Source organism: Kitasatospora sp. NPDC048239 (assembly GCF_043202015.1).
GTDB lineage: Bacteria > Actinomycetota > Actinomycetes > Streptomycetales > Streptomycetaceae > Kitasatospora.
Genome location: NZ_JBICZP010000036.1, coordinates 1 through 12,422 on the forward strand (window position 1 = coordinate 1; position 12,422 = coordinate 12,422).

The following is a 12,422-nucleotide window of genomic DNA, read 5'->3' on the forward strand; positions in this document are numbered from 1 at the left end:
ATCCGCCGCGCCACCACAACCACCACCCGCACCACCACCGCCCTCCAAGACCACCTCGCCACCCTCGACGACACCACCCGCCAAACCCACCTCCTCGAACTGGTACGCACCCAGGTCGCCGCGGTGCTGGGCTTCGCCGGGGCGGGCGCGGTCAACGCCGACCGCCTCTTCCAGGAACTCGGCTTCGACTCCCTCACCGCACTCGAACTGCGCAACCAGCTCAACGGCACCACCGGCCTCCAGCTCCCGGCCACCCTGATCTTCGACTACCCCACCCCCACCGCCCTGGCCCGCTTCCTCGCCGGGGAGCTCCTCGGCTCGAAGACCGCCGCCACCACCGTGCGCACCACCGCCGTCGACGACGACCCGATCGCCATCGTCGGCATGGCCTGCCGCTACCCCGGCGGAGTCGCCTCCCCCGAGGACCTCTGGCAACTCGTCGCCGACGGCCGGGACGGCATCTCCACCTTCCCCGTCGACCGCGGCTGGGACCTCGACGGCCTCTTCGACGACGACCCGGAGCACTCCGGCACCTCGTACTGCCGCCACGCCGGGTTCCTGCACGACGCCGGCCGGTTCGACGCGGGCTTCTTCGGCATCTCGCCGCGCGAGGCCACCGCGACCGACCCGCAGCAGCGCCTGCTGCTGGAGACCTCCTGGGAGGCCGTGGAGCGGGCCGGCATCGACCCGCTCAGCCTCCGGGGCAGCCGAACCGGTGTGTTCGCGGGCACGATGTACCACGACTACGCGCCGCCGCTGGCCGCCGTTCCGGGTGAGCTGGAGGGCATGGTCGGTACGGGCAGCGCGGGCAGCGTCGCCTCCGGCCGCATCTCCTACACGCTCGGCCTGGAGGGCCCGGCGGTCACCGTGGACACCGCCTGCTCCTCCTCGCTGGTGGCGATGCACCTCGCCGGACAGGCGCTGCGGCAGGGCGAGTGCGACCTCGCGCTGGCCGGCGGCGTGACCGTGATGGCCACCCCGGCCGCGTTCGTCGAGTTCAGCCGCCAGCGCGGTCTGGCCGGCGACGGCCGCTGCAAGTCCTTCTCCTCCTCGGCGGACGGCACCTCCTGGGCCGAGGGCGTCGGCGTGCTGGTGCTGGAGCGGCTCTCCGCCGCCCAGGCCAACGGCCACCGGGTGCTGGCCGTCATCCGCGGCTCCGCCGTCAACCAGGACGGCGCCAGCAACGGTCTCACCGCCCCCAACGGCCCCTCCCAGGAGCGGGTCATCCGCCAGGCCCTCGCCCAGGCCGGGCTCACCACCGCCGAGGTGGACGCCGTCGAGGCGCACGGCACCGGCACCACCCTCGGCGACCCGATCGAGGCCAACGCCCTGCTCGCCACCTACGGCCAGGACCGCCAGGAGCCGCTCTGGCTCGGCTCGTTGAAGTCCAACATCGGCCACTCGCAGGCCGCGGCGGGTGTCGGCGGGGTCATCAAGATGGTCATGGCGATGCAGCACGGCATCCTCCCGCAGACCCTGAACGTGGCCGAGCCGACCCCGCACGTCGACTGGACGGCGGGCGCCGTCGAACTGCTCACCGAGCGCCGCGACTGGCCCGAGGTGGGCCGTCCGCGCCGGGCCGGCGTCTCCTCCTTCGGGATCAGCGGCACCAACGCCCACGTCATCCTGGAGCAGGCCGAGGCCGCGACCGTCACCGATACCTCCCCCGTGGACGGTCCGGCGCCGTGGCTGCTGTCCGCCAAGAGCCCGCAGGCCCTGCACGGTCAGGCCGCCCGCCTCGCCGAACTCCTCGGCCGGCAGGAGGAGTCCGACCTCAACGCGATCGCCGCCGCCCTCTCCGCACGCCCGGCCTTCGAGCACCGGGCCGTGGTCCTCGGCGAGGAGCCCGCCACCGGGCTGGCCGCACTGGCGCAGGGCGCCACGGTGGCCGGCCTCGTCCAGGGAATTGCCACGGACACCCCGAAGGTGGGCGCGCTGTTCACCGGTCAGGGCGCCCAGCGCACCGGCATGGGCCGGGAGTTGTACGACCGCTTCCCGGTCTTCGCGGAGGCCTTCGACGCGGCCTGCGCCGAACTGGACGGGCACCTCGGGCGCTCGCTGCGCGATCTGTGCTTCGAGTCCGAGGAGTTGGACCAGACCGGCTACACCCAGCCCGCCCTGTTCGCCTTCGAGGTCGCCGCCTACCGGCTGCTGGAGTCCTTCGGGGTCCGCCCCGAGATCCTGGTCGGCCACTCCATCGGCGAGATCGCCGCCGCCCACGTCGCCGGGGTGTTCAGCCTCGCCGACGCCGCCAAGCTCGTCGCCGCCCGCGGCCGCCTGATGCAGGCCCTGCCCACCGGCGGCGCCATGATCGCCGTCCAGGCCGCCGAGGCGGATGTCCTGCCGCTGCTCGCCGGACACGAGGACAAGGCCTCCATCGCCGCCCTCAACGGACCGAACGCCACCGTGATCTCGGGTGACGACGAGGCCGTCACGGCGATCGCCGAGCAGCTCGCCGCCGAGGGCCGCAAGACCCAGCGGCTACGCGTCAGCCACGCCTTCCACTCCCCGCTGATGGACCCGATGCTGGCGGAGTTCCGTGCGGTCGCCCAGCAGATCGCCTTCAGCGAGCCGACGATCCCGGTGGTCTCCAACGTCACCGGTGCGCTGGCCGAGACCGGACAGCTCACCGACCCCGAGTACTGGGTCCAGCACGTCCGCGACGCCGTCCGCTTCACCGACGGCATCACCGCCGCCGCGGAAGCCGGGGCGACCGCCTTCGTCGAGGTCGGCCCCGACGCCGTCCTCACCGCGATGACCCGCCAGACCCTCACCGAGGACACCCACCTCACCGCCGTCGCCCTCGCCCGCCGCACCCGCCCCGAGACCCAGACCGCCACCGAAGCCCTGGCCACCCTCTGGACCCGCGGCGCCAAGATCGACTGGAACACCCTGCTCCCCGAGCAGGCCGCACCGGTGGAACTGCCCACCTACGCCTTCGACCACCAGCACTACTGGATCAAGAGCCAGGCCCCCACCGGCAACCTCGCCACCGCCGGCCTGCACACCCTCGACCACCCCTTCCTCACCGCCGTCACCGAGCCGGCCACCACCGGCCAGCTGGTCCTCTCCGGCCGCCTCTCGCTCACCACCCACCCCTGGCTCGCCGACCACACCGTCCACGGCACCACCCTGGTGCCCGGGACCGGTCTGGCCGAGCTGGCCATCCGGGCGGGCGACCAGGCCGGATGCCCGGTCCTGGAGGAGCTGACCCTCCAGGCGCCGCTCGTCCTGCCCGAGCAGGGCGGACTCCAGGTGCAGGTCCTGGTCGGCGCGCCCGCCGAGTCCGGCCACCGCCCGGTGTCCGTCTGCTCGCGCGCCGAGGACCTCCCGCAGACACCGTGGACCGTGCACGCCGAGGGCCTGCTCGCCCCCGCCGCGCCGGAGCCGGCGACCGCGGACGAGGACCTGGTGAACTGGCCGCCGCGCGGCGCGGAGCCGGTCGACGCCGAGGGCGCCTACGAGTACCTGATCGGACGCGGCTACAGCTACGGGCCGGTGTTCCAGGGCATGAAGGCGGTCTGGCGGCGCGACCGGGAGGTGTTCGCCGAGGTCGAGCTGCCCGAGCAGGCCCACGCCGACGCCGCCCGGTTCGGTGTCCACCCGGCCCTGTTCGACGCCTCGATGCACATGATGCTGCTGCTCGGCCGCGAGGACGGCACCGAGGAGACGCTGCTGCCGTTCGCCTGGTCGGGCGTCACCCTCCGCTCCACCGGCGCCACCACCGTCCGGGTCCGGATGTCCTACGTCGAGGACCACGCCGTGACCATCGACATCGCGGACGCGACCGGCGCCCCCGTGCTGTCCGTCGGGTCGCTCGGCATCCGGCCGGTGTCCGCCGCCCAGCTGGCGGGTTCGGGCCACGCCGCGAGCGTGCTGTTCGGCCTGGACTGGGTGACCGCCGCCGCGGTTCCGGCCACCGCCTCCGGCACCCTCGCCGTGGTCGGCGAGGGCCGGCTGGCCGCGCTGCCGGGCGCACAGCGGTTCGCGGACTGGATGGAGCTGGCCGCCGCCGGGTCCGCCCCCGACCACGTGCTGGTCGAGGCTCCGACCGGGTCGGCCGAGGACGTGCCGGGCCGGGTCCGCGCGGCCGCGTACGGGCTGCTGGACCTGGTCCAGGGCTTCCTGGCCCAGGAGCAGCTCGCCGACTCCCGACTGGTGATCGTCACCCGGGGCGAGGTCACCGGCGGCACCCCGGATCTGGCGCTCGCGCCGGTCTGGGGCCTGGTCCGCGCCGCCCAGGCGGAGAACCCCGGACGCTTCGTGCTGGCCGACCTGGCCGACGAGACCCCGGAGAGCCTGGCCCTGCTGGCCCGCGCCGCCACCGGCGACGAGCCCGAACTGGCGGTCGCCGAAGGGCGGGTGGCCGTCCCGCGGCTGACCCGGCAGACCGCCGTGCCCGCCGAGGAGCCGGTCTTCGGCGCGACCGGGACGGTGCTGGTCACCGGCGGCACCGGCGGCCTCGGTGCGCTGACCGCCCGCCACCTGGTCACCGCCCACGGCGTCCGGCACCTGCTGCTCGCCAGCCGCCGCGGTGACCGCGCCCCGGGCGCGGAGGAACTGCGCACGGAACTCGCCGCGCTGGGCGCCGAGGTGACGATCGCGGCCTGCGACGTCGCCGACCGTGCCGCACTGGCCGGACTGCTCGCCGCCGTCCCCGCCGAACACCCGCTCACCGGCGTGGTCCACACCGCGGGCGTCGGCGAGAACGGGCTGGTGAGCGCGCTCACGCCCAAGCAGTTCGACGGGGTCCTCGGCCCGAAGGCCGACGCCGCCTGGCACCTGCACGAGCTGACCCGCGAGCTGCCGCTCACCGCGTTCGTGCTCTTCTCCTCGGCGGGCGGCATGGTGCTGGCCGCCGGCCAGGCCAACTACGCCACCGCCAACGCCTTCCTGGACGCCCTCGCCGCCCACCGCCGGGCGGCCGGCCTGCCCGCGAGCGCCCTCGCCTACGGGCTGTGGGACACCCGGACCGGCCTCAGCGAGGGCCTGACGGAGTCGGACCTGGAGCGGATGCGCCGCCAGGGCCTGCCCCCGCTCTCCGAGGCCCAGGGCCTGGCCGCCTTCGACGCCGGCCTCACCGCCGACCGGCCCGTCCTCGTCCCCCTGCGGGTCGACCCGGTGGCCCTGCGCAACCGCGGCGACGACGTCCCCGCCCTGCTGCGCGGACTCCTCCCGGCGCCCACCCGCGGCACCGCGCAGGGTGCGGCGGCGGCCGGCGGGGTGGTGGAGCTGGAGCGCCGGCTGACCGGCCTGGCCGGGGCCGAGCGCGAGGCGGCGGTCCTGCGCTTCGTCCAGGAGAAGGCCGCGGCCGTCCTCGGCCACGCCTCCGCCGACGCGGTCGAGGCCGAACGCGCCTTCCAGGACCTCGGCTTCGACTCCCTCACGGCCGTCGAGCTGCGCAACCAGCTGAACGCCGCAACCGGGCTGCGCCTGCCCGCCACGCTCGTCTTCGACTACCCGAGCCCGGTCGCCCTGTGCGGCTACCTGCTCACCGCGCTGGCCCCGAGCACGCCGGTTGCCGGACGCGGGCTGCTCGCCGAACTCGACGCCGTCGAGATCGCCCTGAACACCGCCGGCGCCGCCGAGGAGGGCGACCACGAGGAGATCACCGCCCGACTGGAGCAGCTGCTGGCCGGCTGGAAGAAGCTGACCCGGCCCGCCGGCACGGAGGACGTGACCGGTCAGCTCGAAGCCGCCACCGCGGCCGAGCTGCTCAGCTTCATCGACAACGAACTCGGGCTCTCCTGAGCCGGTGCAGTGAGGAAGGCGATAACCCATGGCCAGTGAAGAGCAGTTGGTCGACTACCTCAAGCGAGTCACCGCCGAGCTGCATTCGACCCGGCAGCGGCTCCAGGAAGTCCGGGAGAAGGACCGCGAACCGATCGCGATCGTCGGCATGGCCTGCCGCTACCCCGGCGGGGTCTCCTCCCCCGACCAGCTCTGGGAGCTGGTCTCCGAGGGCCGGGACGCCGTATCGGAGATCCCCGAGGACCGCGGCTGGGACATCGACGGCCTGTTCCACCCCGACCCGGAGCACCAGGGCACCTCGTACTGCCGGCGCGGCGGATTCCTCTACGACGCAGCTGAGTTCGACCCGAAGTTCTTCGGGATCTCCCCGCGGGAGGCGCTCAGCATCGACCCGCAGCAGCGCCTGCTGCTGGAGGCCTCCTGGGAGGCCGTCGAGCGCACCGGCCTCGACCCGCGCTCGCTGCGCGGCTCGCGGACCGGCGTGTTCGCGGGTGTGATGTACCACGACTACGGTCTGGGCGAGGTGTACGCCTCCACCAGCGGCGGCAGCCTGATCTCCGGCCGGGTCTCCTACACGCTCGGCTTCGAGGGTCCGGCGGTCACCGTGGACACCGCCTGCTCCTCCTCGCTCGTCGCGATGCACCTGGCCGCGCAGGCGCTGCGGCAGGGCGAGTGCGACCTCGCGCTGGCCGGCGGTGTGACCGTGATGGCCACCCCCGGCATGTTCCTGGAGTTCAGCCGCCAGCGCGGCCTGGCCGCCGACGGCCGCTGCAAGTCCTTCTCCTCCTCGGCCGACGGCACCTCCTGGGCCGAGGGCGTCGGCGTGCTGGTGCTGGAGCGGCTGTCGGTCGCCAAGGCCAACGGCCACGGGGTGCTGGCCGTGCTGCGCGGCTCCGCCGTCAACCAGGACGGCGCCAGCAACGGCATCACCGCGCCGAACGGCCCCTCGCAGGAGCGGGTGATCCGGCAGGCGCTGGCCCAGGCCGGGCTGACCACGGTGGACGTGGACGCGATCGAGGCACACGGCACGGGCACCACCCTCGGCGACCCGATCGAGGCGCAGGCGATCCTGGCGACGTACGGGCAGGAGCGCGAACAGCCTCTGCTGCTGGGCTCGTTCAAGTCCAACATCGGGCACGCCCAGGCGGCCTCGGGCGTCGGCGGCGTGATCAAGATGGTCATGGCGATCCGCAACGGCGTCCTGCCGAAGACCCTGCACGTGGACGAGCCGAGTCCGCACGTGGACTGGGCGGCGGGCTCGGTGGAGCTGCTGACCGAGGAGCGCGCGTGGCCGGAGCTCGGCCGCCCGCGCCGGGCGGGTGTCTCCTCGTTCGGGATCAGCGGCACCAACGCGCACGTCATCATCGAGCAGGCCGAGGCCGACGAGGCCGCCGCCGAGACCTCCCCGGCCGCCGGGCCGACGCCGTGGCTGCTGTCCGCCGCGAGCGCGGAGGCCCTGCGCGGACAGGCCGACCGGCTGGGCGAGTTCGTCGCACGGCGGCCCGAGGCGGCCCCGGAGGCGGTCGCGAAGGCGCTGCACTCGCGGGCGGTCTTCGAGCACCGGGCGGTCGTCGTCGGCGACGAGGCCGCCACCGGGCTGGCCGCGCTGGCCGCGGGCGGGACAGCGGTCGGCCTGGTCCAGGGCACCGCGGCCGGGACCCCGAAGGTGGGTGCGCTGTTCACCGGTCAGGGTGCCCAGCGTGCGGGTATGGGCCGGGAGTTGTACGAGCGCTTCCCGGTCTTCGCGGAGGCCTTCGACGCCGCGTGTGCCGAACTGGACGGGCACCTCGGGCGCTCGCTGCGTGATCTGTGCTTCCAGTCGGAGGAGTTGGACCAGACGGGCTACACCCAGCCCGCGCTGTTCGCCTTCGAGGTCGCCGCCTACCGCCTCCTGGAGTCCTTCGGGGTCCGCCCGGAGGTGCTGATCGGCCACTCGATCGGCGAGATCGCCGCCGCCCACGTCGCCGGGGTGTTCAGCCTCGCCGACGCCGCCAAGCTCGTCGCCGCCCGCGGCCGCCTGATGCAGGCCCTGCCCGCCGGCGGCGCCATGGTCGCCGTCCAGGCCGCCGAGGCCGACGTGCTGCCGCTGCTCGCCGGGCACGAGGACAAGGCCTCCATCGCCGCCCTCAACGGGCCCAACGCCACCGTGATTTCAGGTGACGACGAGACTGTTATGGCGATCGCCGAGCAGCTGGCCGAGGGCGGTCGCAAGACGCAGCGGCTGCGGGTCAGCCACGCCTTCCACTCCCCGCTGATGGACCCGATGCTGGCGGAGTTCCGTGCGGTCGCCCAGCAGATCGCCTTCAGCGAGCCGACGATCCCGGTGGTCTCCAACGTCACCGGTGCACTGGCCGAGGCCGGACAGCTGACCGACCCGGAGTACTGGGTCCAGCACGTCCGGGACGCGGTGCGCTTCACCGACGGCATCACCGCCGCCGCGGAAGCCGGGGCGACGGCCTTCGTCGAGGTCGGCCCCGACGCCGTCCTCACCGCGATGACCCGCCAGACCCTCACCGAGGACACCAACCTCACCGCCGTCGCCCTCGCCCGCCGCACCCGCCCCGAGACCCAGACCGCCACCGAAGCCCTGGCCACCCTCTGGACCCGCGGCGCCAAGATCGACTGGAACACCCTGCTCCCCGAGCAGGCCGCACCGGTGGAGCTCCCCACCTACGCCTTCGACCGGCAGCGCTACTGGCTGGCCTCCGTCGAGGGTTCGGCCGACGTCGGCACCGCCGGCCTGTCGACCGTCGAGCACCCGCTGCTCGGCGCAGTGACCCAGCTCGCCACCACCGACCAGCTGGTGCTCTCCGGCCGGCTCTCGCTCGGCACCCACGGCTGGCTCGCCGACCACCAGGTCCACGGCAACGTGATCCTGCCCGGCACCGCGTTCATCGAGCTCGCCCTGCAGGCCGCCCACCGGGCCGGCTGCACCACCATCGAGGAACTCACCCTCCAGGCACCGCTGCTGCTCCCCCAGGGCGAGGGCGTCCAGCTGCAGGTCGTCATCGGCGCCCCCGACGACAGCGGCCACCGCCCGGTCACCGTGCACTCCCGGTCCGAGGACGGCGACCAGCCCTGGACCCTGCACGCCGAGGGCCTGCTCTCCCCGGTCGCCCCCGCCGACCCCGGCCACCTGGTCCCCTGGCCGCCCCGGGACGCCGAACCCGTCTCCGTCGACGGCATGTACGACCACCTCGCCGACCTCGGCCTCGACTACGGCCCGACCTTCCAGGGCGTCACCGCCGCCTGGCGCCACGGCGCCGACGTGTACGCCGAGGTCGAACTCCCCGAGCAGGCCCACACCGAGGCCGGCCGCTTCGGCCTCCACCCCGCGCTGCTCGACGCGACCCTGCACACCATCAGCCTGGGCGACTTCGTCCAGGGCGTGGAGCCGGGCCGCCCCTCCCTGCCGTTCGCCTGGCAGGGCGTGTCCCTGCAAGCGACCGGCGCGTCCGTGGTCCGGGTCCGGGTCGCCTCCGAGGGCCCCGGCACGGACGGCGTCCGGCTCGACGTCGCCGACGCGGCCGGTGCTCCGGTCCTGTCGGTGGGCTCGCTGCGGCTGCGGCCGGTGTCGGTGGAGCAGCTGGCCTCGGCCGGACGCGTGTCCGACGTCCTGTTCGGCGTCGACTGGTCGAGCACGGCGGTCGCCGACAGCGCCCCCGCCGGCCTGGCCGTCCTGGGCGAGGGCCTCACCGGCCTGGCCCACGCCGACCGCTTCGGCGACTGGGAGACGCTCGCCGAGACGGAGGCGCCGTACATCCTGGCGGAGATCACCGCCGCCGACGAAGGCGAGGTCCCCGACCGGCTGCGCAGCGCCTCCTCCCGCACCCTCGAACTGGTCCAGGGCTTTCTGGCCCAGGAGAAGCTGGCCACCGCCCGCCTGGTGCTGGTCACCCGGGGCGGCGTCGCCGGCGACACCCCGGATCTGGCGCTCGCGCCGGTCTGGGGCCTGGTCCGCGCCGCCCAGGCCGAGCACCCGGGCCGGTTCGTGCTGGCCGACCTCGGCGACGACACCCCGGAGAGCCTGACCGCGCTCGCCCGTGTCACCGCCGGGGACGAGCCCGAGCTCGCGATCCACGCCGGTCGGGTGACCGTCCCCCGGTTCACCCGGCAGGCCGCGCCCGCCGCCGCCGACACCGTCCTCGACCCCGAGGGCACCGTCCTGATCACCGGCGGCACCGGTGGACTCGGGGCGCTGGTCGCCCGCCACCTGGTCACCGCCCACGGCGTCCGGCACCTGCTGCTCGCCAGCCGCCGCGGCCTGGCGGCGGCCGGCACCGAGGAGCTGGTCGCGGAGCTGGCCGGGCTGGGCGCCGAGGTCACCGTCGCCGCCTGCGACGTCGCCAACCGCACCGCGCTGGCGGGCCTGCTCGCCGGTGTCCCGGCCGAGCACCCGCTGACCGCCGTAGTCCACGCCGCCGGCGTCGGCGACAACGGGCTGGTGGACGCGCTCACCCCGAAGCAGTTCGACGGGGTCCTGGGCGCGAAGGCCGACGCGGCCTGGCACCTGCACGAGCTGACCCGCGAGCTGCCGCTCGCCGCCTTCGTGCTCTTCTCCTCGGCGGGCGGCATGGTGCTGGCCGCCGGCCAGGCCAACTACGCCACCGCCAACGCCTTCCTGGACGCCCTCGCCGCCCACCGCCGGGCGGCCGGCCTGCCCGCCACGGCGCTGGTCTACGGCCTCTGGGACGCCCGGACCGGCCTCAGCGAGTGGCTGGCCGAGTCGGACCTGGAGCGGATGCGCCGCCAGGGCCTGCCCCCGCTCTCCGAGGCCCAGGGCCTGGCCGCCTTCGACGCCGGCCTCACCGCCGACCGGCCGGTCCTCGTCCCGCTCCGGGTCGACGCCACCGCCCTGCGCAACCGCGGCGACGACGTCCCCGCGCTGCTGCGCGGACTCCTCCCGGCCGCCAACCGCCGCACGGCCGTGCGGGAGGCCCGTTCGTCCGCCGATCTGGGGACCCAGCTGGCCGGCCTCTCCGCGGCCGAGCGGCAGGAGCGGCTGCTGAAGCTGGTCCGGGCCCAGGTGGCCACGATCCTCGGGTTCGCCGGCGAGTCGGAGATCAACCCGGAGAAGCCCTTCCAGGACTTCGGCTTCGACTCCCTCACCGCGCTGGAGTTCCGCAACCAGCTCAACGCGGCCACCGGCCTGCGGCTCCCGGCCACGCTCGTCTTCGACTACCCGACCTCGACCGCCCTCGCCGGCTACCTGGCGGGCCGGTTCGGGGACGTGAAGGAGGAGGCGGACGACCTCTGGCTCTTCGCCGACCTCGACCGCATCGAGAAGTCGATCGCCCAGCAGAGCCTGGAGGCGGTGGTCCGCAGCCGGCTGAGCAGCCGCCTGCGGGACATCCTGGCCGGCCTGGACGAAGCCGAGGCCGGCGGCGCCGGTGACAACGTCGCCGAGCAGATCGCCTCCGCGACGGACGACGAGATGTTCAGCTTCCTGGAGGACCTCGGGATCTGACCGACCTCGAGGAACGACACGGACGGGCCGGGTGCTTCTCGCACCCGGCCCGTCTTCTGTCTGCGTTGCCGGGACAGGGGACAGGGGGTCGGAACCACCCGGGTCACCGGCCCGCAGGCGGGGGCTTGAAGACGGGCCCGGACAGACGGCGGCGCCCGGCCGGGAGATCCCGACCGGGCGCCGTACCGGCTGCCGAGCCCTACAGGCCCAGCTCGTCGTCCAGTGCCGCGAACAGCTCGTCGTCGGTGACGGAGTCGAGGTCCGCCTCCTCCGGCTCGCCGGCCGGCGAACCGTGCCGCAGCTCGGCGTCCTGCCAGGCCCGCAGGAGGGCCTGAAGGCTGGTGCCGACGGCGGCGTGGTCATCGGCCCGGAGCCCGCCGAGGGCGAGCGTGATCCGGTCGATCTCCTCGGCGAGCGGGAGGTCGCCGCCCGGAGCGGCCTCGGCGAGGATCCGGGTGCGGAGGTGCTCCGTGAGGGCCTCCGCGTTCGGCTGGTCGAAGGCGACCGTCGTCGGCAGCCGCAGGCCGGTGGCCGCGTTGAGGCGGTTGCGCAGCTCGACGGCGGTGAGCGAGTCGAGGCCCAGCTTCTGGAGGCCGCTCCTCGGGTCGATGCCGTCCGGGTCCGCGTGGCCGAGGACGGCGGCGATGGTGCCCCGGACGAGGACCATCAGCTCCGACCGCTGCTCGTCCGCCGGCAGGCCGATCAGGCCGGCCGCCAGCTGCGCCGGGGCCGCGGTGACCACGGCCGTCTGGGCCGCGGTCCCCCGGCGGGCGGGCACCCGGACGAGGCCGCTCAGCATGGCCGGGAGGTTGTCGTCGGCGGCCCGGGCCCGGAGGGCGGGGAGGTTGAAGGCCGCCAGGGCGACGAGCGGCTCCTCGGTGGCCAGGGCGGCGTCGAAGAGGTCGAGGCCCTGGGTGGCGGTGAGCGGGTGGACGCCGCTCCGGCTGAGGCGGGTGAGGTCGGCTTCGGTGAGGTCGCCGGTCATGGCGCCGGTCTGGGCCCAGAGGCCCCAGGCGAGGGAGTGGGCGGGCAGGCCGGTTGCCTGTCGGTGGGCGGCGAGGGTGTCGAGGAAGGTGTTGGCGGCGGCGTAGTTGGCCTGGCCGGCGTTGCCGAGGACGCCGGCGAGGGAGGAGTAGAGGACGAACGCCTTGAGGGGGAGTTCGCGGGTGAGTTCGTGGAGGTTCCAGGCGGCGTCGACCTTGGG

2 protein-coding genes and 1 pseudogene are annotated in these 12,422 nt (G+C 74.7%); 2 read left to right on the top strand and 1 reads right to left on the bottom strand.

Features of this window, described 5'->3' with window-relative positions:
* The coding region (locus tag ACGFZP_RS39260) for a type I polyketide synthase (protein ID WP_392942228.1) at nucleotides 1-5,751 on the top strand (5,751 nt) is incomplete at its 5' end.
* Between the two features lie 34 nt (nucleotides 5,752-5,785).
* Nucleotides 5,786-11,218 (top strand): annotated as a pseudogene (locus tag ACGFZP_RS39265) (type I polyketide synthase); the annotation flags it as partial.
* A 199-nt stretch (nucleotides 11,219-11,417) separates the two neighbouring features.
* On the opposite strand, the gene ACGFZP_RS39270 reads toward ACGFZP_RS39265, so the two are convergent.
* Nucleotides 11,418-12,422 (bottom strand): beta-ketoacyl reductase (locus tag ACGFZP_RS39270; RefSeq protein ID WP_392942231.1); only part of this gene is annotated, 1,005 nt, incomplete at its 5' end.